The organism is Luedemannella flava (genome assembly GCF_039528515.1).
GTDB lineage: Bacteria > Actinomycetota > Actinomycetes > Mycobacteriales > Micromonosporaceae > Luedemannella > Luedemannella flava.
On the sequence record NZ_BAAALT010000039.1, the window covers coordinates 40790 to 61706 of the forward strand.

Annotated in this window: 20 protein-coding genes; 12 read left to right on the top strand and 8 right to left on the bottom strand. The window is 72.1% G+C overall.

All coding sequences use genetic code 11. The features are described 5' to 3' along the window. Positions 1–22: 22 nt before the first annotated feature. Positions 23–613: a hypothetical protein gene (locus tag ABD211_RS08295; RefSeq protein WP_344127981.1), complete on the bottom strand. Its 591-nt coding sequence runs from the start codon at positions 611–613 to the stop codon at positions 23–25. A gap of 288 nt (positions 614–901) precedes the next feature. Between ABD211_RS08295 and ABD211_RS08300 the strand changes: the two genes are divergently transcribed. From ABD211_RS08300 to ABD211_RS08330, 7 genes are read left to right on the top strand one after another with little or no spacing between them, the layout of a single operon-like run. After that, complete coding sequence (locus ABD211_RS08300) at positions 902–1903, top strand: efflux RND transporter periplasmic adaptor subunit (protein ID WP_344127983.1); 1002 nt, start codon at positions 902–904, stop codon at positions 1901–1903. A gap of 52 nt (positions 1904–1955) precedes the next feature. Continuing rightward, on the top strand, positions 1956–2717 hold the full coding sequence (locus ABD211_RS08305) for a response regulator transcription factor (protein WP_344127985.1): 762 nt from the start codon (positions 1956–1958) through the stop codon (positions 2715–2717). Between the two features lie 2 nt (positions 2718–2719). Beyond that, a complete protein-coding gene (locus ABD211_RS08310) occupies positions 2720–4312 on the top strand; it encodes a sensor histidine kinase (protein WP_344127987.1) in 1593 nt (530 codons plus the stop codon). Positions 4313–4353: 41 nt separating this feature from the next. Next, complete coding sequence (locus ABD211_RS08315) at positions 4354–5505, top strand: efflux RND transporter periplasmic adaptor subunit (protein ID WP_344127989.1); 1152 nt, start codon at positions 4354–4356, stop codon at positions 5503–5505. Beyond that, a complete protein-coding gene (locus tag ABD211_RS08320; RefSeq protein WP_344128127.1) occupies positions 5505–6230 on the top strand; it encodes an ABC transporter ATP-binding protein in 726 nt (241 codons plus the stop codon). Before ABD211_RS08315 ends, ABD211_RS08320 begins: the two co-directional genes overlap by 1 nt. After that, positions 6218–7426, top strand: coding sequence for an ABC transporter permease (locus ABD211_RS08325; protein ID WP_344127991.1), 1209 nt, complete (start codon positions 6218–6220; stop codon positions 7424–7426). The genes ABD211_RS08320 and ABD211_RS08325 overlap by 13 nt, the downstream gene beginning before the upstream one ends. A 13-nt stretch (positions 7427–7439) precedes the next feature. Further along, positions 7440–7949: a hypothetical protein gene (locus tag ABD211_RS08330; RefSeq protein ID WP_344127993.1), complete on the top strand. Its 510-nt coding sequence runs from the start codon at positions 7440–7442 to the stop codon at positions 7947–7949. Here the strand turns inward: ABD211_RS08330 and ABD211_RS08335 are convergent. Further along, positions 7933–8349 (bottom strand): Ig-like domain-containing protein, encoded by a 417-nt coding sequence (locus ABD211_RS08335; RefSeq protein WP_344127995.1) that lies wholly within the window; start codon positions 8347–8349, stop codon positions 7933–7935. The genes ABD211_RS08330 and ABD211_RS08335 overlap by 17 nt on opposite strands. Before the next feature lie 103 nt (positions 8350–8452). Between ABD211_RS08335 and ABD211_RS08340 the strand changes: the two genes are divergently transcribed. Further along, entirely contained in the window at positions 8453–8806 is a 354-nt protein-coding gene (locus tag ABD211_RS08340) for a hypothetical protein (RefSeq protein WP_344127997.1), read from the top strand. A 2-nt stretch (positions 8807–8808) separates the two neighbouring features. Next, positions 8809–9213 (top strand): hypothetical protein, encoded by a 405-nt coding sequence (locus ABD211_RS08345; RefSeq protein WP_344127999.1) that lies wholly within the window; start codon positions 8809–8811, stop codon positions 9211–9213. Here ABD211_RS08345 and ABD211_RS08350 read toward each other — a convergent pair. Then, positions 9210–10436 carry an ROK family transcriptional regulator gene (locus ABD211_RS08350; protein ID WP_344128001.1) on the bottom strand — a complete coding sequence of 409 codons (1227 nt, stop codon included), beginning with the start codon at positions 10434–10436 and terminating at the stop codon, positions 9210–9212. The two genes, ABD211_RS08345 and ABD211_RS08350, sit on opposite strands and share 4 nt — an antisense overlap. Positions 10437–10506: 70 nt before the next feature. Here ABD211_RS08350 and xylA point away from each other — a divergent pair, with 70 nt between their 5' ends. Then, complete coding sequence (xylA, locus tag ABD211_RS08355; protein WP_344128003.1) at positions 10507–11694, top strand: xylose isomerase; 1188 nt, start codon at positions 10507–10509, stop codon at positions 11692–11694. Further along, positions 11691–13127: a xylulokinase gene (locus ABD211_RS08360; protein ID WP_344128005.1), complete on the top strand. Its 1437-nt coding sequence runs from the start codon at positions 11691–11693 to the stop codon at positions 13125–13127. Before xylA ends, ABD211_RS08360 begins: the two co-directional genes overlap by 4 nt. Before the next feature lie 66 nt (positions 13128–13193). Here ABD211_RS08360 and ABD211_RS08365 read toward each other — a convergent pair whose 3' ends face one another. Beyond that, positions 13194–14105, bottom strand: a complete 912-nt coding sequence (locus ABD211_RS08365) for a GNAT family N-acetyltransferase (protein ID WP_344128008.1) — start codon at positions 14103–14105, stop codon at positions 13194–13196. A 53-nt stretch (positions 14106–14158) separates the two neighbouring features. Next, positions 14159–14473, bottom strand: a complete 315-nt coding sequence (locus ABD211_RS08370) for an MTH1187 family thiamine-binding protein (protein ID WP_344128011.1) — start codon at positions 14471–14473, stop codon at positions 14159–14161. Positions 14474–14841: 368 nt separating this feature from the next. Here ABD211_RS08370 and ABD211_RS08375 point away from each other — a divergent pair, with 368 nt between their 5' ends. Then, positions 14842–17874, top strand: coding sequence for a glycoside hydrolase family 9 protein (locus ABD211_RS08375; RefSeq protein WP_344128014.1), 3033 nt, complete (start codon positions 14842–14844; stop codon positions 17872–17874). Positions 17875–18174: 300 nt separating this feature from the next. On the opposite strand, the gene ABD211_RS08380 is transcribed toward ABD211_RS08375, so the two are convergent. From ABD211_RS08380 to ABD211_RS08390, 3 genes are read right to left on the bottom strand one after another with little or no spacing between them, the layout of a single operon-like run. After that, positions 18175–19065 (bottom strand): phytoene/squalene synthase family protein, encoded by an 891-nt coding sequence (locus ABD211_RS08380; RefSeq protein ID WP_344128016.1) that lies wholly within the window; start codon positions 19063–19065, stop codon positions 18175–18177. Between the two features lie 2 nt (positions 19066–19067). Then, a complete protein-coding gene (gene crtI / locus ABD211_RS08385) occupies positions 19068–20534 on the bottom strand; it encodes a phytoene desaturase family protein (protein ID WP_344128019.1) in 1467 nt (488 codons plus the stop codon). Next, entirely contained in the window at positions 20527–20901 is a 375-nt protein-coding gene (locus ABD211_RS08390) for a lycopene cyclase domain-containing protein (protein WP_344128021.1), read from the bottom strand. Before ABD211_RS08390 ends, crtI begins: the two co-directional genes overlap by 8 nt. Positions 20902–20917 lie beyond the last annotated feature (16 nt).

Genomic DNA, 20917 nt, shown 5'->3' on the forward strand with positions numbered 1-20917 from the left:
CTATTCGCTTTTCAGCTTGCGCTCAGCTGGCGGCAGGCGTCGGCGCCACGCCGTCACCACCACCGCCGTTTCCGCCATTCGGGCGAGCGGTCGGCCGCAACGCGGCGCACGCCTTCTCCGCCTCCGCCACATTCGGGTCCGCGGTGTTGAGCTGGCCCGGTCCTGCCGACATGGTCACGCCGTGCTCGGACAGGCAGTTGCGGTACGCCGCGAGGGCCGAGTTGCTGCCCCCGCCGAAGCCGCCCGGCCCGCCGCCCGGACCGTCACTGGGCAGCACGGAAGCGCAGGCCTCCCGGGCCTTCCGCCAGGTCTCCCGGTCGACGCCCTCGGGCATGAAGCCGCCGGGCCCACCGCGCGGGGCGCCGCTGGGCGGGGCACCCCCGCCCTCCGGAGAACCGCCGGGGGAGCGGTCACCGGAGGGCCGGGGCTGGCCCTGCCCCCGGGAGGGCAGTGTCACGCCGTGCTGCGCCAGGCAGGACTGATAGGCAGCGAAACCGCCCTGACCGTCACCGGAGCTCGTGGTTGTCCCGTCGCCGCCGCCACAAGCGGTGACCAGCGTCGCCACGCCGATCACGGCCAGCACCGAACCGGCGGTCCGCCATCCGTACCTCAAAGCCCTGCCTCCATGTCGTGCGCCGCGCGGCCCGCGGGCCGCTGACAGCACACCGCGACCGCCTCGACGCCCGGTCAGGCGAACCTCGTAGCGAGCTTGGAATCTCTTCAGGTGCCGACCTGTGCTTTGAGCGCGCTCCGAGGTTCGGCCCAGCGAACAGGGAGGCCGGGCTAGCACACTGCCCACCCATGATGTCCAGCACCATGCGCTCCCGGCCCCGGCTGATCATCGGTGGCGTGGCCGTCGCCGCGCTCGCCGCGGCCGGCGTCACCGCCGTCNGCCGCCGCGATGACCCCGCGCACCGCGACCGTCAGCACCGGCGACGTGACCCTCACCGTGTCCGCCGCCGGCAACGTCAACGCCGTCGGCGCGCGCACGCTCAGCTTCGGCGCCAGTGGCACCGTCAGGTCCCTCAAGGTCGCCGCGGGCGACACGGTCGCGAAGGGCGCGGTGCTCGCGCGCCTCGACGCCGGGGACGCGACGGACGCCGTCGACTCCGCCCAGGACAGCGTCGACGCCGCCGAGGAGGCCCTGGCGACCGCCGAGGCCGCGGCCGCCGCCGCGGCAACACCAACCGCCGGGGGTACGTCCGGAAGCGGCGCCCCCAGTCCGGGCGGCGGGACCGGCACGTCGGACTCGTCCGGGTCGCGGCAGGGGGGCGGCAGCGGCTCGTCGGCCGACGCGGTCTTCGCGGCCCAGGAGCGGCTCAACAACGCCGAGTTGACGCTGGCCAACGCGCAGCGCGCGCTGGCCGGAACCACGATCAGGGCGCCGATCGCCGGGAAGATCATCTCGATCTCGGGCGCGGTCGGCAGCGAGGTCAGCGCGGGCGGCGCGTTCATCGTGCTGGCCGGAAAGAGCGACCTCGCCGTGACCGCCTCGTTCTCCGAGGCCGCCGTGGCGCGGCTCAAGGTCGGCCAGGCGGCCACCGTCGCGCTCGCCGGCCGGGCGAGCGACCCGGTGCCGGGCACGGTGTCCCAGGTGGACCCGGTCGGCACGGTCTCGTCCCGCCTGGTCACGTACGGCGTCCGGATCACCTTTACGGACGTGCCGTCCGATCTGCTCATCGGGCAGAGCGCCGACGTCACCGTCACCACCGCGAGCGCCACCGGCGTCCTCTACGTGCCGTCCGGCGCCGTGACCGGCATCGACGGCACCTCCGGGACGGTGACAGTCACTGCCGGCGGGGGCTCCACCGTCCGTACGGTGGAGGTGGGTCTTCACGGCGACCAGTACACGGAGATCACCTCCGGCCTGCGGGCCGGCGAGACGGTCGTGCTGCCCGGCTGACCGGCCGCCGGCTTTCAGGATTCTCCGAGGTCACCGGGCTAGACATGGGGTCATGGCAGGTCGAGGCGCGGTACAGGCAGGCCCGACGTACGGGCTCGGGACAGGTGGACGAGTGGCGAAGATCCTGGTCGTCGACGACGAACCCAACATCTGCGCGTTGCTCTCGGCGACGCTGCGGCTGACCGACTTCGACGTGCGCGTCGCGAACGCGGGCCGCGAGGCGCTGATCGCGGCCGAGGAGTTCGAGCCCGACCTGGTCGTACTCGATGTGATGTTGCCCGACTTCGACGGCTTCGAGGTGGCGCACCGGCTGCGCTCCTCGGGCCGCCGCGTGCCGGTGCTGTTCCTGACCGCGCGCGACGCGGTCGAGGACCGCATCTCGGGGCTGACCGTCGGCGGCGACGACTACGTCACCAAGCCGTTCAGCCTGGAGGAGGTCGTGCTCCGGATCCGGGCGATCCTGCGGCGCAGCCGCACCGAGCCGGAGGCCGACGCGGACGACCCGGGCGTGCTCCGCTACGCCGACCTGGAGCTTGACGAGGACGCGCACGAGGTGCGCCGGGGCGGGCAGCTCATCGACCTGTCCCCGACCGAGTTCAACCTGCTGCGGTACCTGATGACCAACGCGGGCCGGGTGGTCAGCAAGGCGCAGATCCTCGACCGGGTGTGGAGCTACGACTTCGGCGGCGACGGCCGGATCGTCGAGTCGTACGTGTACTACCTGCGTCGCAAGATCGACAAGATCGAGCCGCCGCTGATCCACACCGTCCGCGGGGTGGGGTACGCGCTGCGGCTCCCGCGCACCGACGGCTGACCATGAGACACCGACGGCCCCGGTTCCGGTCCTGGCGCACCTGGACCCTGCGTACCCGCATGGTCGTCGCGGTCGCCACCCTCGCGGCCGTCGCGCTCATCGTGGCCAACGCCTTCGGCGTGGTCCTGCTGCGCAACTATCTCCTCGAACGCCTGGACCACCAGCTCAACGAGCGGGTGCACAGCCTGGCGGAAATGGTCGGCAAGCCGGGCGGGTGGGGTGGCGGCCCGCCGCCGGAGGAGCAGCAGCAACAGAACCGGCGGCCGTACTCGGGCGCGTTCGGTGCCGAGTACAACGTGTATTTCTACGACGATCAGGGCGACCGGCTCACCAGGGATGCCCAGGGCAGGTCGATCCCGGGCGATCCCAACCAGCCCGCCCCGCCCGATCTCGGCGACTTCGACGAGCTGGTCGAGCACGCGGGCGGTCAGCCGTTCACCGTGGGCGACTACCGGGTCTCCGTGGCCGAGTTCCAGAACGTCGACGGCTACGTGGTGGGCGTGGCGTCGTTGGACGAGATCCAGACGATCCAGGACACCCTGATCCTCATCTACGCGGCCGTGACGGGTTTCATGCTGCTGCTCATCGGCGCGGCGGCCGCGGCCGTGGTGCGGATCGGGCTGCGCCCGCTCACCCGCATGGAGCACGCCGCCGCCGAGATCGCGGCAGGGAACCTGTCGCGCCGCGTCGACGACGCCGACCCGCACACCGAGTCGGGCCGGTTGGGCACCGCGCTCAACACCATGCTCGGCCGCATCGAGGAGGAGGTCGAGGCGCGCACCGAGTCGGAGCGCAAGCTGCGCCAGTTCCTCGCCGACGCCTCGCACGAACTGCGCACGCCCCTCACCTCGATCCAGGGCTTCGCCGAGCTGTACCGGCGCGGCGGCGTGCACCCCGGTCCCGAGCTGGACGAGGCGATGGGCCGCATCGAGGGCGAGGTGGGGCGTATGCGCCTGCTCGTCAACGACCTGCTGCTGCTCGCCCGCCTCGACGAGGAACGCCCGCTCGACCGGGCCCCCGTCGACCTGCTCGGCGTGGCCGCCGACGCGGTGCGCGACGCGCACGTCCGGGTGCCGACCCGGTTCGTCTACCTGGACGGGGTCGGGGGCGTCCTCGAGCCGGTGACGGTTCTCGGCGACGAGGCGCGCATCCGTCAGGTCGTGACGAACCTGGTGAGCAACGCGTTGCAGCACACCCCGGACACCGCGCGCGTCGAGGTCGGCGTGGGCCGGCTCACGCCCGCGATGGCCGGCGATCCCCCGACCGCCGCGGTCGGCGACCCGCTGCCCGACGACGCGCCCGTCGCCGTGATCGAGGTGCACGACACCGGCCCCGGCATGCCTACCGAGGACGCCACCCGGGTGTTCGAGCGGCTCTACCGGACCGAGCACAGCCGGTCCCGCGTGCATGGCGGCGCGGGCCTTGGCCTGTCGATCGTCGCCGCCATCGTGAAGGCCCACAACGGCCGTGTGGAGCTTCGCACCGCGCCGGGCGCGGGCGCGCGGTTCCGCGTCCTGCTGCCGGCCGAGCCGGACCTGCCCCTCGACGGTGACCTGGCCGCGCAGTTCGTGGATTCACAGCTTCCTTCGAGGTAAACACAGGTTCGCTCTGAACGGGGCCGGCCAGGATCCTCGCCATGCGTTTGTGGCAACGACCCGTAATCCTCACCAACGCCGTACTGGCGTTGGCGGTCCTCGGCGGGGGCTTCTGGGCCTATCGGACGGTGGCGGCGCCCGCGGCGACGCCGACGGCGACGACCAGCGGGACCCGCCTGGTGACGGCGACGGAAGGCAGTGTGACGGCGACGGCGACGGCGACCGGCTCGGTGGCCAGCTCCGCGACCGCCACGGCGAACTTCGGCACCTCCGGGACGGTCACGTCCATCTCGGTGAAGGTGGGCGACGTCGTCAGGAAGGGCCAGGTCCTCGCGAAGATCGACGCGGCGGCGGCCAAGGCGTCGCTCGCCACCGCTGAGGACAACCTCGACGCGGCCCAGGCGGCGCTGTACCGGGCGCAGAACGCGACGACGCCCGACGACACCACGATCGCCAACGCCAACGCCGACGTGACGGCGGCGCAGGCGACGGTCGACGAGGCGGCACGGACGGTGGCCGGCACCGTGCTCAAGGCCCCGATGGCCGGCACGGTGACCGCGGTCAACGGCACGCTGGGCGGCTCGTCGGGCGGGTCCTCCGGCGGGGGCGGTCAGGGCGGCGGTTCCGAGTCGTCGGGCGGGTTCGTGACCATCGCCGACGTCCGGAACCTGCAGGTGTCGGCGAGCTTCGCCGAGACGGACGCCACGAAGCTCAAGCCCGGGCAGACGGTCCGCGTGGTCTGGAGCGCGCTGGCCGACACCCAGGTCACCGGGAAGATCAGGACCGTCGCGCCGACGGCCACCACCGCCAACAACGTCAACGAGTACGCCGTGATCATCGGTCTGGACTCGGTGCCGGCCGGGGCGCGCATCGGCCAGACCGTCACCGCGACCGTGGCCATCGCCGAGGCGGCGAACGTGGTCCGGGTGCCCGCCAGCTCCGTCCGTACGGTGGGCAGCCAGCGGCTCGTCACCGTCTCCAGCAACGGGGCGACGGAACTGCGGCCGGTCGAGGTGGGCGTGGAGGGCGACTCCTACACCGAGATCAGGTCCGGCGTCACCGTGGGTGAGCAGGTCGTCGTGGCCAGCCAGACGACATCGGGCGGCACCGGGGAACGCGGTGGCGGCGGGTTCGGCGGCGGTCCACCCGGCGGGTTCGGCGGCGGCGGTCCCGGCGGCGGAGGCGGTCGGTGATGGCCCGGCACGCCCGCCCGGTGCTCGATGTGCGGGACGTCGTCAAGACGTACGGCGAGGGCGACACGGCCGTCCACGCGTTGCGCGGGGTGAGCCTCACGGTCGCCCGGGGCGACTACGTGGCGATCATGGGCTCGTCCGGGTCCGGCAAGTCCACGCTCATGAACATCCTCGGCTGCCTCGACGTGCCGACCTCGGGCCGGTACCTGCTCGACGGGGTGGACGTCAGCACACTGTCCGACCGTCAGCTCGCCCTGGTGCGCAACCGGCGGATCGGTTTCGTGTTCCAGTCGTTCAACCTGATCCCGCGTACCACCGCGCTGGCCAACGTCGAGCTGCCACTCGCGTACGCCGGCGTGAAGGGAGCGGCGCGGCGCCGGCGTGCGCAGGAGGCCCTGGCGATGGTGGGCCTCGCCGACCGGGCCGGCCACGAGCCCAACCAGCTCTCCGGCGGCCAGCAGCAGCGGGTCGCGGTGGCCCGGGCGCTCGTCACGTCCCCGGCGCTCGTCCTCGCCGACGAGCCGACCGGCAACCTGGACAGCCAGTCCACGATGGACGTCCTCGCCGTCCTGGACCAGCTCAACCGGACCGGCCGCACGATCGTCATCATCACGCACGAGCCGGACGTCGCGGAGCATGCCCGGCGCCTGATCCGCCTCGTCGACGGCCGCGTCGTCACCGATGTCCGCCAACGGGAACGGGAGGCGACGGCATGGGCGTCCTAGAGACATTGAGGTTCGCCGTACGGGGCGTGACCGCGAACAAGCTGCGCTCCGGGCTGACCGTCCTCGGCATGCTCATCGGCGTGGCGGCGGTGATCCTGCTCGTCGCGGTCGGCACCGGCTCGGCCCGCGCGGTACAGCAGCAGATCGAAGGGCTCGGCACGAACACGCTCACCATCTCCAGCGGCGGGGTCCGCCAGGAGTCGTCGAGCACCCGGCACACGGCGTTCACGTTCGACCTGGTCGACGCGCTGAACGACAAGTCGGCCGCGCCCGACATCGCGTCGGTGTCGCCGGTCGTGTCGAGTTCCCAGACCGCGACGTTCGCGGGGATCGACCAGTCCATCCAACAGTTCGTCGGGACCTACCCGGCCTACGCGGCGGTGTCGAACTTCACGGTCGCCAAGGGCGCGATGTTCACCCAGGACGACGTGGCGCAGGGGCGCAAGGTCGTGGTGCTGGGATCCCTGGCGGCGGACGCGCTGTTCACCGGCCTCGACCCGGTGGGCCAGCGGATCACGGTCGGGGGCACGCTGTTCACGGTGGTCGGCGTTCTCGCCGAGAAGGGCAGCACCGGCTTCAACGACCCGAACAACATCGCCATCGCGCCGGTCAGCGCCGTGCAGGAGACCCTGACCGGCTACGGATCATTGAGCCAGCTGCTGGTGCAGGCGACCAGTGCGGAAACGGTGGCCACGGCCCAGACTCAGATCACCACGATCCTCAACGAGAAGCTGCACGTCGCGGCCGGCGCGACCGCGCCGTACACCATCCGCAGCCAGGCTCAGCTGCTGGAGGCGCGCACGTCGACGGCGGAGACGTTCACGGTTCTGCTCGGCGCGGTGGCCGGCATCAGCCTGCTGGTCGGCGGCATCGGCATCACCAACATCATGATGGTCACGGTCACCGAGCGGACCCGCGAGATCGGCATCCGCAAGGCCCTCGGCGCGCCCAGGCGCACGGTGCTCACCCAGTTCCTCGTGGAGGCGACCGTGCTGAGCCTGTTCGGCGGCCTCGCCGGCGTGGCCGCCGCGCTGATCGGCAGCCAGTTCACCATCGTCGGCATCAAGCCCGTGATCGTGCCCAGCTCGATCGCCCTGGCCCTCGGCGTCTCCGTCGCCATCGGCCTGTTCTTCGGCAGCTACCCGGCGTCGCGCGCCGCGTCGTTGCGTCCGATCGAGGCACTTCGCTATGAATAGGGAGCAGAACCCGATGTCCGAGCCCACGACCACCGAGCTGACCGATCCGCTGGACGACGATCTGGAGCGCGAGCTCGCGGCCAGGGCCCCCAAGCAACGGATCAACAAGATCACCTTCGTGCTGGCCGGACTGCTCCTGGTCATCGGCGGCTTCATCGCCGGCTCGCTCGTCCAGAAGAACTCCGGGGGTACGACCGGCAGCGCGCTCCCCACCGGGACGAACGGCCGGGGCGGCTACTTCCCGGCCGGCGGCTTCGGCGGTGGCGGCACCGCTCAGGGCGGCACCGGCACCCGCGCCGGCGCCGCGACGACCGGCACGGTGAAGCTCGTCGACGGTACGACGATCTACATCACCACGTCCTCGGGCGAGACGGTGACCGTGAAGACCAGCGACTCCACCAAGGTGTCGGTGAGCCAGTCGAGCACGCTCAAGAGCATCAGGACGGGCGCCACGGTGACCGTCCAGGGCCAGACCGGCGCCGACGGCACCGTGACCGCGACCACTGTCACCGCCCAGAAGTGACCTGTACGCGTACCGGGGCCTCGGCGCAGGCGATCTCGTCGGCGCTGCACACGAGGTTCCCGGTGACGGGCCGGCCGGTGAGCGTCTGCCGGGACTCCGAGCTGACCGTCGGGAGCAGCCGACCCGGTTCGTAGTAGACCGCGACGTTGACGTCCGCAGCGGAGCACGCCTGCGGCTCGAGGTCGGCTGCGCACACGAAGTAGCTGAACGTGACGGGTCCCTCGAACCCGGCGGCCGGCGTGAACAGGACGCGGCCGTCGCGGACCACGGCGGTGCCCTCGGTGCGGGGTAAATCGCCGAGGATCACGAGTGGGCCGTCGGCCTCGCCCGGGTTCGGCACGGCGAGGGCGGCCACGGGCGATCCGGCCGCGATCGTGGTGGTTGCCCAACGGTGGCGCATAGCGCCAATACTCCGCTTGACCAGGGGAAATGTCCTGGAGTGCAGCTAACCGGACGAATTACCCTTGGCGGACGGCGTCGCGGCGCGCCGGTAGGCTCTCGCCGTGACCCCCGCCCTGGCCACCGGCATCCTCGTCGGTTCGCTCGTCCTCGCCGTCTGGGCGCTCACCGCCGCGCTGCGGGAGCGCTGGATCAACCGCGGCCAGCTGGCGCTCGCCGCCGTGATCGAGGTCGCGATCCTCGTCCAGGCGGTGATCGCCGCCAGCCGGATGATCGGCGGGGAGCGCGCCGTCGAGCAGGCCACGTTCATCGGCTACCTGCTGACCGTCGTGCTGCTCCTGCCCGCCGCGACCGTGCTCGCGTACATGGAGCAGACCCGCTGGGGTGCCGTGATCATGTCGGTCGCCGGGGCGGTCGTGGCCGTCCTCATGCTGCGGCTCCAACAGGTCTGGGGCTGACCGTGGTACTCGGCCAGGAGACGCGCCAGCCGACCACGAACGCCGGCCCGGGTCGGGTGCTCATCGGCATCTACGGCCTGTTCGCGCTGGCGGCCGGGGCGCGGGCCGGCGTGCAGATCGCCACGAGGTTCGACGAGGCCCCGGTGGCGTACGCGCTGTCGGCCCTCGCCGCCGTGATCTACCTGGTCGCGACGGTCGGGCTGGCGCTGGGCAACCGGTTCGGGCGCCGGCTGGCCCTGGTCTGCTGCGCCGTGGAGCTGGCCGGCGTGCTGACCATCGGCACGCTCAGCCTCCTCGACCGGGCGGCCTTCCCGGACGCCACGGTCTGGTCGGTCTACGGCCAGGGCTACGGCTTCGTCCCCCTCGTCCTGCCCGTACTCGGACTGATCTGGTTGCGACGGCCTTAAGAAAGGGTCGCCAGCCAGGCGGCGGGATGGGCGAGGACGTCACGGACGACGGATCCGGCCGCGCCGACGACCGTCGCCTCCGGCCCCAGCGCCGAAGCGCGCACCTCGGCCGGCGACCAGCCGGCCGTGATCACGCGGGTGGTCAGCTCCTCCTCGACGGCCGCGCGCAGCCACGGTGCCAGCGGCGCGTAGCTGCCGCCGAGCACCACCGCGTCGACGTCGAGCAGGTTGACGGCCCCGGCCAGGGCGATGCCGAGCGCCGCGCCGGCCGCGCCCAGCGCCGCCAGCATGGCCGGGTCGGCGGCCTGGGCCAGGCGCTGGATGCGCTCGAGCCCGGCAGGGACGGCGTCCTCTCCCGCGACGCCGGCGGCGCGCAGGATGGCGTCCTGGCCGGCGTACTGCTCAAGGCAGCCGCGCGCGCCGCAGTGGCAGCGCGGGCCGTTCGCGTCGATCGTCAGGTGGCCGAACTCGCCGCTCCAGCCGTGCGCGCCCCGGTAGAGCTGGCCGTCGAGCACGATGCCGGCGCCGATGCCGACCTCGCCGGAGACGTAGATGAAGCTCGGCGACACGTCCGGGTCCTGCTCGCCAGCCTGGAGTTCGCCGAGCGCCGCGAGGTTGGCCTCGTTCTCGACCCGCAGGGTCAGCGCGCCGAGGGCGGCCGGGACGGGCACGTCGCGCCAGCCGAGGTTCGGCGCCACGTGCACGTGGCCGCCGCCGTGCGGGTTCTGGCGGACCAGTCCGGGGACGGCGAGGGCGGCGCCGGCGACCGGCAGGCCCTCGGCGGCGGCGACGTCGGCCGCCTCGGCTGCCAGCTCAGCGACGGCCGCGAGCGCGTCGCCGGCCGGCCGGTCGCGTTGATCCACGTGGCGGACGATCTGGTGGCGGACCGTGCCGGACAGGTCCGTGACGCAGGCCGCGAGGTAGTCGACGTTGATCTCCAAGCCGAGCCCGCACGGCCCGTGCGGGCTGAGCGCGAGGCCGGTGGCCGGCCGGCCGACGCCGGCGCGGGGCACGGGTTCGAGTTCGGCGAGCAGGCCGCCGGCGACGAGGTCGTCCACGAGCGTCGAGACGGTCGCCCTGGTCAGGCCGGTCGCGGCGGCGACGTCGGCGCGGGAGAGCGGGCGCGGGTTGGTCGCGACACGGCGCAGCACGAGCGCGAGGTTGTGCTCGCGGAGGCTGTGCTGGCGGACGGGGGAATCCACGGCCGTGGTCCGGACTGTCACCCCTTGACAATGTCACACCGACGTTAATAAGTTCAACCACTATACAAACGGCGTCCCGGAGGCAGACATAATGACTACGCAGCCCACCAAGGCGGACAAATTCACCTTCGGCCTCTGGACCGTCGGCTGGCAGGCCCGCGACCCGTTCGGGGCCGCCACCCGCGCCGCCCTCGACCCGGTGGAGATCGCGCACAAGCTCGCCGAGCTCGGCGCGTACGGCCTGACGTTCCACGACGACGACCTCATCCCGTTCGGCTCCGACGACGCCACCCGCGACGGCCACATCGCCCGGTTCCGCAAGGCGCTCGACGAGACCGGCCTGGTCGTCCCGATGGCCACCACGAACCTGTTCGAGCAGCCCGTCTTCAAGGACGGCGGCTTCACCAACAACGACCGCGACATCCGGCGGTACGCGCTGCGCAAGGTCATGCGCAACATCGACCTGGCCGCGGAGTTGGGCGCCGAGACCTACGTCATGTGGGGCGGCCGCGAGGGCTCCGAGTACGACGGGGTGAAGGACGTCCGCGCCGCCCTGGACCGTTACCGCGAGGGCGTCGACACCCTGGCGCAGTACGTCATCGACCGCGGCTACGGCATCCGCTTCGCCCTGGAGCCCAAGCCGAACGAGCCCCGCGGCGACATCCTGCTGCCGACCGTCGGCCACGCGCTCGCGTTCATCGAGTCGCTGGACCACTCGGAGATGGTCGGCCTCAACCCCGAGGTGGGCCACGAGCAGATGGCCGGCCTAAACTTCGTGCACGGCATCGCGCAGGCCCTGTGGCACGGCAAGCTCTTCCACATCGACCTCAACGGCCAGCGCGGCATCAAGTACGACCAGGATCTTGTTTTTGGTCACGGCGACCTGATCAACGCGTTCTTCCTGGTCGACCTGCTGGAGTTCGGCGGCGTCGACGGTGCCCGCGCCTACGACGGCCCGCGCCACTTCGACTACAAGCCGTCCCGCACCGAGAACTTCGACGGCGTGTGGGCGTCGGCGGCCGCCAACATGCGCACGTACCTGCTGCTCAAGGAGCGCGCGGCGGCGTACCGGGCCGACCCCGAGGTGGCCGAGGCCCTGGCCGCCGCCCGGGTCGCCGGCACGCGCGAGTCGACCCTGGCCGAGGGCGAGACCTACCAGGATCTGCTCAACGACCGGTCGTCGTTCGAGGACTTCGACATCGACGCCGCCGGCGCCCGGGGCAGCCACTTCGTCCGCCTCAACCAGCTCGGCATCGAACATTTGTTGGGAGCGCGATGAACGACAACGCTGGGCGGCCTTACGGCCGGCTGGTAGCGGGAGTCGACTCGTCGACCCAGAGCTGCAAGGTCGTCGTCCGGGACGCGGAGACGGGGGCGCTGGTCCGTGAGGGCCGCGCCACCCACCCGGACGGCACGGAGGTCGACCCCGCCTTCTGGTGGTCGGCTCTGAACGACGCGATCGACGCGGCCGGCGGCCTGGACGATGTGGCCGCCGTCAGCGTCGGCGCGCAACAGCACGGCATGGTGTGTCTTGACGGATCAGGTTCCGTGGTGCGGCCCGCTCTCCTCTGGAACGACACCCGGTCGGCGGGTGCCGCCGCCGACCTGATCGCCGACCTGGGCGGCGGCTCTGTGGGGGCCGCCGCCTGGGCCGACGCCGTCGGCAGCGTGCCGGTCGCCTCGTTCACCGTCACCAAGCTGCGCTGGTTGGCGGCGAACGAGCCGGCATCGGCGGAGCGCACCGAGGTCGTCTGCCTGCCGCACGACTGGCTCACGTGGAAGCTCTCCGGCTCGACGGACCCGTTCGCGGTGACGACCGACCGGGGCGACGCGAGCGGCACGGGCTACTGGTCGCCCCGCACTGGCGATTACCGTCCCGACCTGCTCAAACTCGCCCTCGGCAAGGACGCGGGCACACCCCGCGTGCTCGGTCCCGCCGAGACCGCCGCCCACGCCCCGTCGGGCTTCTCCCTGGGCGTGGGTACGGGCGACAACGCGGCGGCCGCGCTCGGCGTGGGCGCCCGTCCGGGCGACGTGATCGTCTCCATCGGCACGTCCGGCACCGTCTTCACGGTCGCCGAGGTGCCGGCCGCCGACGCGACCGGCACGGTGGCCGGCTTCGCCGACGCGACGGGTCGCTTCCTGCCCCTGGTCTGCACGCTCAACGCGGCCCGGGTGCTCAACAGCGCGGCCACCCTGCTGAACGTGTCGCTCGACGAGCTGTCATCGCTCGCGTTGTCGGCCCCCGCCGGGGCCGACGGCCTGACGCTCGTCCCCTACCTGGAGGGCGAGCGCACGCCGAACAAGCCGGACGCGACCGGGTCGTTGCACGGGCTGACCCTGTCGACGATGACGCCTGCCCTGGTCGCCCGCGCGGCCGTCGAGGGCATGCTCTGCGCGCTCGCCGACTGCCTCGACGCCCTGGTCGCCCAGGGTGCCGTGGTGAACCGGGTGATCCTGGTCGGCGGCGGGGCCCGGTCGGAGGCGGTGCGCCGCATCGCCCCGTCGGTGTTCGGTTGCACCGTGCTCGTCCCGCCGCCCGGCGAGTACGTCGCCGACGGCGCCGCCCGCCAGGCGGCCTGGGTGGCGCTCGGCGGCGACGAGGCCCCGACGTGGTCGTCCCTGGAGCCCGAGCGCTTCGAGGCCGATCCGACCCCGTCGGTCCGCGCCCGCTACGCCGAGGCGCGCGACCTCACGCTCAACCGCCTGTAGACATCCTCTCCTCTCAGGGATGGTGAACCGGGCTGGCACCCAGCGGTGCCAGCCCGGTTCACGCTTTCAACCACCCCAGGAGCCGAGCTGCTCGATGGCCGGTTCGCACGGGCACGTTGCCGGCAGTTCGTTCAGCAGCGGGGTCACCACCCCGAACAGCTGCGCGATGACAACCGTGCCCAGCACCCAGCCGACGAGGAGCCCGCCCGCGCGCACGGGACGCCGGCGCAGGATTCGCAACGCCACGACCGGTACGGCGACGGTGGGCACCGCCGCGACGAGAATCGCCGCCATCAGCCCCGCCGCCAGCTGATCCGACACGTCGGCGCGTCCGGTGAACAGGCCCACGTAGGCGAAGAGCCAGAAGGCCAGCAACTGACCGACGATCCCGTGCCCGAGGCCCCCCAGGCACTCCCATACCGCCCGCCGCCAGCTCCGCGCCGGCGTCAGCCGCTTGATGAGTACGTCCATGGGCCCCATGTGCGGGGTGTCCGCGACGGCCACCTGCTTCCAGCCCCACGACCGGTAGACGTCGCGTGCCGGCGCGGCGGGGTTCGCGAACAGGGTCGCGAAGGGTTCGGGTCGCCCGCGTAGGAGGTCGCGCATCAGCGTGCCCGCGATGCCCTGACGCCGCTCGTCCGGGTGCACCACCAACTCCATGACAGCGAACTTCTCCGCGCCGCTGACCAGGTCGGGTTCCTCGCCGGCGTGGCGCCACCACCGGTCCACGGGAAACGTGAACCCGAACGCGAAGCCGATGATGTGGTCGGTGCGGCCGGCCGGTTCGGCGACGATGAGCGCGAAGCCGGACCGGGTGGTGTTCCCGATGAGATTCTGCTCGAACTCGGCGGCCTGTTCCTCGGTCTCGTTGTACGGCGGCTCGCCGTAGACGCGCCGGTACAGCGACGCGAACTCGTCCGCCCTCGCGGCAACCTCGTCCCCTGCCATCCGCCGCACCGCGTAGGACGTCAAGCTCATGGCGGCCGATGTTAGGCCACCTACGTGTGGAAATCAGGCGTCGAATAGCCCGCCTAACTGTCCAAACGTCGGCCGGGATCCGCCAGGTAGGCCTCCACGTCGGCGACCTTCTTCGTCAGGGCGTTCTCGACGCCCGGGCGGACGTCGGCCTTCATGACCACGCTGACCCGCGGAGCGCGGGCCTGGACGGCGTCGACGGCGGCCTTGAGGACCGCCATCACCTCGTCCCAGTCGCCCTCGACGGTGGTGAACATGGCGTCCGTGCGGTTCGGCAGGCCGGACCCGCGGACCACGCGCACGGCGTCCGCGACGTACTCCCCGACGGACTCGCCGACGCCCAGCGGCGTGATCGAGAACGACAACAGCATGTGTCGAGCCTAGTCGCGGAGGGTCGCGCAGCTGGCCGGGACGTGACCAATGGGCGGACTTTTCTGCTCAGGCGCCGTTTTCCCAGCCCGGGAAACCATCAAAAGGTGACCGATTCCGATGTGGACGGTCAAGATCCAAGTATGCCAAGGACTATCGGAAGAAGTCCGAGAAGAAGAACAACAAGAAGTAGCCTCGGCCCCACGGACCGCGTCGGCCGCCGCGCCGGCGCGGTCAAGGGTCGGCCGCACCCAACGGCGTGCGGGACAATGACCTTGGCGTATGTAACTTTCCGGTTCCGCTTGGGCTTGGACACGGGCTGTGATGATGTCCGTTGACATGCTTGAATGCCCCTAGCGACCATCCCCGGGTGACACCCCACAAACTTCGGCGCGCCCTGCGCGTCAGTGCGGCGGCGGCGCTGGCCGCCGCCCTTATCGCGCCCGGGCTGGTTTCGCCAGCCTTCGCCGACGACCCGGTCGACCTGATCGTCAACGGCTCCTTCGATAGCGGCTCCGCGCCCTGGTACGCCTACGGCACCGCCGCCCCCGCGGCGGTCGTGGACGGCAGATACTGCGCCGACGTGGCCGGCGGACTGGCGAACCCCTGGGACGCCGGCATCGGCCAGAACGACCTCACCCTGGTCGCCGGCGGGTCGTACACCCTGAAGTTCACGGCCTCGTCGACCGCGGCCGCGTCCATCAAGGCGAACGTGCAGCTCGGCGTCGACCCGTACACGAGCGAGCTGAGCCAGACCGTGGCGCTCGGCGACAGCCAGACCTACACCTACACATTCACCGCGCTGAGCACCACGACGCAGGCGCAGGTCGCCTTCCAGCTCGGCGGGAACGCCGACCCGTACACCATCTGCCTCGACGACGTGTCGCTCATGGGCCCGCCGCCCGGCAGCGGCGGCCCGACCGGCGCCGAGCAGCTCACCAACGGCGGCTTCGACGAGGGCGCCACGCCCTGGTGGTGGACCGCCAGCGCGCCGTCGGAGGTTGTCGACGGCCAGCTGTGCGCCACGATCGCCGACGCGACGGTCAACCCGTGGGACGCGATCATCGGCCAGAACGGCGTGAAGATCGTTGAGGGTACGACGTACCAGCTGTCCTTCTCCGCGAAGGCGAGCAAGGCCGTCACGATCCTCGCGAACGTCCAGCTGGCCGATTCGCCGTACACCCAGCAGCTGTCGCGGCCCACGCCGATCACGACGGAGCTGACCGACTTCACGTACACCTTCACCGCCGACACGACGTCGGAGGCGCAGCAGGTGGCGTTCCAGATCGGCGGCTCGGCCGGCGGCTGGACGCTGTGCCTGGACAACATCTCGCTCAAGGGCGGGGCCGCGCCGGAGGTCTACAAGCCGGACACCGGCCCGCGCGTGCGCGTCAACCAGGTCGGCTACCTGCCGGCGGGCCCGAAGCGGGCCACGCTCGTCACCGAGGCGACCGCCGCCCTGCCGTGGGAGCTGAAGAACTCGGCCGGCACCGTGGTCGCGTCCGGCAGCACCGTCCCGGCGGGCACCGACGCGTCGTCGAACCAGAACACGCACCGCATCGACTTCTCGTCGTACAAGAAGGTGGGTAGCGGCTACACGCTGGTCGCCGACGGGGAGACGAGCTTCGCGTTCGACATCTCCGGCGACATCTACACCAACCTGCGCTCGGACGCCCTGCAGTTCTTCTACATCCAGCGTTCCGGCATCGCGATCGACGGCTCGCTGGTGGGCGCCAAGTACGCCCGGGCGGCCGGCCACGTCGGCGTCGCCCCCAACCAGGGCGACACGGACGTGCCGTGCCAGGCGGGCGTCTGCGACTACCGCCTGGACGTGAGCGGCGGCTGGTACGACGCCGGTGACCACGGCAAGTACGTCGTGAACGGCGGCATCGCCACCTACCAACTGCTCAGCGAGTTCGAGCGGTCCAAGACCGCGACGGACGTGCGGGCGGCCCGGGGCGACAGCACGCTGCGCCTGCCCGAGCGTGGCAACGGCATCCCGGACGTCCTCGACGAGGCGAAGTGGGAGCTGGACTTCCTGCTGCGCATGCAGGTCCCGGCCGGTCAGCCGTACGCCGGCATGGCCCACCACAAGATCCACGACGCGGCCTGGACCGGCCTGCCGCTCGACCCGGCGGCGGACCCGCAGCCGCGCGAGCTGCACCCGGTGTCGACCGCGGCCACGCTGAACCTCGCGGCCGTGGCGGCCCAGGCGGCCCGCCTGTTCGCCAACTACGACGCGGCGTTCGCGGCCGAGGCGCTCGCCGCCGCGAAGTCGGCCTACGCGGCCGCCAAGGCCAACCCTGACCGGTACGCCCTGGTCAGCGACGGCAACGGCGGTGGCGCGTACGACGACAGCAACGTCACCGACGAGTTCTACTGGGCGGCGGCCGAGCTGTTCATCACGACCGGCGACGCGGCCTACAAGGCCGACATCGACGCCTCGCCGCTGAAGACCGCCAACGTCTTCGACGCCGGTGGCTTCGGTTGGCAGGGCGTGGCGGCGCTGGGCCGGCTCGACCTGGCCACCGTGCCGAACCTGCTGCCGGCGGCCGACCGTGCCGCGGCGAAGGCGTCGGTCGTGGCGGCCGCGGACGCGTACCTGGCGACCCAGGCCGCCGAGTCCTACGGCCTGCCGTTCAACGCCCGGTACGTGTGGGGCTCGAACAGCGGCATCCTCAACAACATCGTGGTGATCGCCACCGCGTACGACCTGACCGGCGCGGCCAAGTACCGCGACGGCGTGATCGAGGGCGTCGACTACGTGTTCGGCCGCAACGCGCTCAACCACTCGTACGTGACGAACTACGGCGAGGTGTCGCCGCAGAACCAGCACAGCCGCATGTTCGGGCACCAGGTGAACGCGGACCTGCCGAACCCGCCCACGGGTTCGCTGGCCGGCGGCGCGAACGCCGACATCCAGGACCCGCTGGCGGCCAAGCTGCTGAAGAACTGCGTCGGCCAGTTCTGCTACATCGACGACATCCAGTCGTACGCCACGAACGAGGTGGCCATCAACTGGAACTCGACCCTGTCGTGGGTGGGCGGCTTCCTCGGCGACATCGGTGACGGCAAGGCGCCGGCCGCCGGCTCCTGCAAGGTCACCTACGAGAAGCAGGGCGACTGGGGCAAGGGCTTCATCTCCCAGATCACCATCAAGAACACCGGCACCAAGGCGATCAAGAACTGGCAGCTGACCTGGAACTTCACCGGCGGCCAGCAGATCGACAACCTGTGGAGCGCGTCCTACACCCAGTCCGGCGGCGGCGTCACGGCGAAGAACCTGTCGTGGAACGCCACCATCAACCCCGGCCAGTCGGTGACCTTCGGCTTCACGGGCACGACATCGAACGCCAACCCGTCCCCCGAGCTCTTCAAGCTCAACGGCGCGGCCTGCGCCTAACCCCACCCCGAGGGCGCCGCACGCTCCGCGTGCAGCGCCCTCACCCACCGCGCAACCGCGCCCACTCGACGTTTGGGCCGTTAGGCAGGGATTCCCGAGCGGAATAACCGGCCTGACGGTCCAGCGCCATCGGCGGGCGCGTCCCTGTGGACAGGCGACACCCATGTGGATGGCGCACGCCAGGCGGGGCGGCGCTGGTATGTCAGCGCCGCCCCGTCCCCGTACCCGTCCCCCCGTGGGTTGCCCCCGCGATGTCAGAGTCGCGCGGGTCGGGGACGGTTCCCGGATTTTCGAAGAAGTTCAGCCGAGTTCCGCGCGGTGGGCACGGACCGCGGACCGGTGCGCCTTCGCGAACAGACCCAGGCGGGTACGGACGGGAACGGCGACCCGGCGGCGCAGGATCTGGAAGTCGGCGCGCTCGATCTCGCGCAGAATGCCGCCGTAGAGCGTGTGGGCCGTGCGCACGCACGGGCGTGAGGACGGGGCGAGCAGGTCGATGCCCGGCTCCGCCGCCGCGTAGTGGGCGCGGGCCCGGGCCACCTCGAAGGCGAGCAGGTCCCGCACGGCCGTCGAGGCGCGCGGGGCGGCCAGGTCGTCGCGGGTCACGCCGAACCGGGCCAGGTCCTCGGCCGGCAGGTAGACCCGCCCGCGCCCCAGGTCCTCGCCGACGTCGCGCAGGAAGTTCGTGAGCTGGAACGCGAAGCCGAGCTGCCGGGCCGGCTCCAGCGCGTCCGGGTCGAGCGGCTCCAGGATCGGCAGGGTCATCTCGCCGATGACGGCCGCCGAACCCTCCATGTAGGACAGGGTGTCGTCGTAGGTGGCGTAGGACGAGACCGTCAGGTCCATCGTCATCGAGCGGAAGAACCGGGTGAAGACGTCCCGGTCGATGTCGAAGGCGCGCACCGTGTGCACCACGGCCGGCAGCAGCGGGTCGTGGGCCGGGGAGCCGTCGAGCGCCGCGAAGAACCTGTCCGCGAACGCGGCCAGGGCGTCGCCGCGCTCGGCGACGGTCGCGGTCGAGGACAGGTCGTCGACGATCTCGTCGGCGTGGCGGGTCAGGCCGTACAGGGCGTGCACGTGGCGGCGCTTCCAGGCCGGCAGGAGCAGCGTGGCGAGGTAGAACGAGCGACCGTGGCGCGCGTTGAGGCGCCGGCAACGCTCGTACGCGGCGGTCAGGGTGGGGGATGCCATGGCTACGCCTTCCGGACGCGTTCGGCCGCGAGGCGGCCGGAGATCAGGACCGTGGGCACCCCGACGCCCGGGTGCGTGGCGGCGCCGGCGAAGAACACGTTGGACAGCCCGCGCGCCCGGTTGGCGGGGCGGAACGGGCCCGTCTGGGCGAACGTGTGCGCGAGCGAGAACGGCGTACCCATGGGCAGGTCCAACGCCGCCCAGTCGACCGGGGTGACCGTACGCACGACCTCGGCCGACCCGCGCAGGCCGGCGTAGCCGCGCCGCGCCAGCTCCGCCCAGGTCGCCTCGACGAGCCGGTCGCCGTCGGCGGCCCAGTCGAACCGCCCGCCCAGGTGCGGCGCGGGCACGAGCACGTAGTAGCTGTGCCGCCCGGCCGGCGCCAGCGCCGGGTCGGTGACCGAGGGCCGGCACACGAGCAGCGACGGGTCGGACTGCGGCACGCCGTCGCGCACCAGCTCGTCGAACGTCGCGCGCCACGCGTCCCCGAAGTGGATGTTGTGATGGGCGTCGGACGGGGCGGCGAAGTCGGCGCCGACGTGCAGGAGCAGGCACGACGGCGAGTACCGGGCGCGGGCCAGCCGGCGCGGCGCCGGCGCGTCGGGCAGCAGCTCCCGGTAGGCGACGCCCAGGTCCGCGTTGACGACCAGGGCGTCGGCCTCGATCCGCGTCCCGTCCTCGACGATCACGGCCGTCGCCCGCCCGCCGCGCGTCTCGATCCGCGTCACCGCGGCGCCGTAGGAGAACTCCACCCCGTGCTTGCCCGCGGCCCCGGCGAGCGCCCGGGCCAGCGCGTGCATGCCGCCGCGCGGGAACCACACGCCCGCCACGGTGTCCATGTAGCTGATCACCCCGTACAGGGCGAGGGCCTCGTGCGGGGCCATGCCCGCGTACAACGTCTGAAATGAGAAGACCTTCTGAGTACGGGGATCCCGCAGGTACTTCGCGACGCGGCCGGACAGGCGGCGCAGCCCGCCGAGCGCGACGAGCCGGGCCAGGTCCGGCCCGACCAGCCCCACCGGCGAGTCGATGTTCCGGTCGATGAACGACCGGAACTCCACCTCGTAGAGCCTGGTCAGCCAGCGCGCGAGGTCCCGGTAGCCGGCCGCCTCGCGCGGCCCCGCTAACGCCGACACCTCCGCCGCCATCGCCTCCGGGTCGGTGCGCACGTCGAGGGTCGACCCGTCGGCGAAGTGCGCCCGGTACGCGGGGTCGAGCGGCACCAGGTCGAGCCAGTCGTCGAGTTCCTCGCCGACCGCGCCGAGCGTCGACGCGATCACGTCCGGCATGGTCAGCACGGTCGGCCCGGTGTCGAACGTGTACCCGTCGACCCGCAGCTGCCCGGCCCGCCCGCCCGGCGCGTCGGCCCGCTCGACGACGTGTACCCGCCGGCCGTCCCCCGCGAGGTGCAGCGCCGCCGCGAGGCCGCCGAGCCCCGCGCCCACGACGACGACCGGCCGCTCACGCATCGGCCGGCACCTTCCCCCGCCGCAACCACCGCGCCGCCCGCCGCCACATCTCGGCGTCGAGCGCGAGCGCCATCCCGTTGACCAGCAACAAGGTTGTGACCAGGAAGAACACCGCCTCCTCGACGGGCAGCCCGAGTGGCCGCAGCCCCAACGTCCAGTCCGGATTGATCCACCACGTGCCGGACGCGATCGCGACGCGGTCGACGATCCACAGGTAGGCCACGGGGAGGACGGCGATCCGCCACCGCGCCGCGCGGTGCGCCACGAGGCGGTCGGCCCCGACGAACGACTGCAGGGCGAGCAGCGGGGCGAACCAGCCCACGATGGCGGTCAGGTAGAACCCGTGCGCCCACAGCGGATGCAGCACCCACGCGGCCACCGCC

What these genes read in the sequence shown, in the direction of transcription:
- ABD211_RS08300 (WP_344127983.1), top strand. Translation starts at nt 902, where the DNA reads ATGACCCCGCGCACCGCGACCGTCAGCACCGGCGACGTGACCCTCACC.
- ABD211_RS08305 (WP_344127985.1), top strand. Translation starts at nt 1,956, where the DNA reads ATGGCAGGTCGAGGCGCGGTACAGGCAGGCCCGACGTACGGGCTCGGG.
- ABD211_RS08310 (WP_344127987.1), top strand. Translation starts at nt 2,720, where the DNA reads ATGAGACACCGACGGCCCCGGTTCCGGTCCTGGCGCACCTGGACCCTG.
- ABD211_RS08315 (WP_344127989.1), top strand. Translation starts at nt 4,354, where the DNA reads ATGCGTTTGTGGCAACGACCCGTAATCCTCACCAACGCCGTACTGGCG.
- ABD211_RS08320 (WP_344128127.1), top strand. Translation starts at nt 5,505, where the DNA reads ATGGCCCGGCACGCCCGCCCGGTGCTCGATGTGCGGGACGTCGTCAAG.
- ABD211_RS08325 (WP_344127991.1), top strand. Translation starts at nt 6,218, where the DNA reads ATGGGCGTCCTAGAGACATTGAGGTTCGCCGTACGGGGCGTGACCGCG.
- ABD211_RS08330 (WP_344127993.1), top strand. Translation starts at nt 7,440, where the DNA reads ATGTCCGAGCCCACGACCACCGAGCTGACCGATCCGCTGGACGACGAT.
- ABD211_RS08335 (WP_344127995.1), bottom strand. Translation starts at nt 8,349, where the DNA reads ATGCGCCACCGTTGGGCAACCACCACGATCGCGGCCGGATCGCCCGTG.
- xylA (WP_344128003.1), top strand. Translation starts at nt 10,507, where the DNA reads ATGACTACGCAGCCCACCAAGGCGGACAAATTCACCTTCGGCCTCTGG.
- ABD211_RS08360 (WP_344128005.1), top strand. Translation starts at nt 11,691, where the DNA reads ATGAACGACAACGCTGGGCGGCCTTACGGCCGGCTGGTAGCGGGAGTC.
- ABD211_RS08365 (WP_344128008.1), bottom strand. Translation starts at nt 14,105, where the DNA reads ATGAGCTTGACGTCCTACGCGGTGCGGCGGATGGCAGGGGACGAGGTT.
- ABD211_RS08370 (WP_344128011.1), bottom strand. Translation starts at nt 14,473, where the DNA reads ATGCTGTTGTCGTTCTCGATCACGCCGCTGGGCGTCGGCGAGTCCGTC.
- ABD211_RS08380 (WP_344128016.1), bottom strand. Translation starts at nt 19,065, where the DNA reads ATGGCATCCCCCACCCTGACCGCCGCGTACGAGCGTTGCCGGCGCCTC.
- crtI (WP_344128019.1), bottom strand. Translation starts at nt 20,534, where the DNA reads ATGCGTGAGCGGCCGGTCGTCGTCGTGGGCGCGGGGCTCGGCGGCCTC.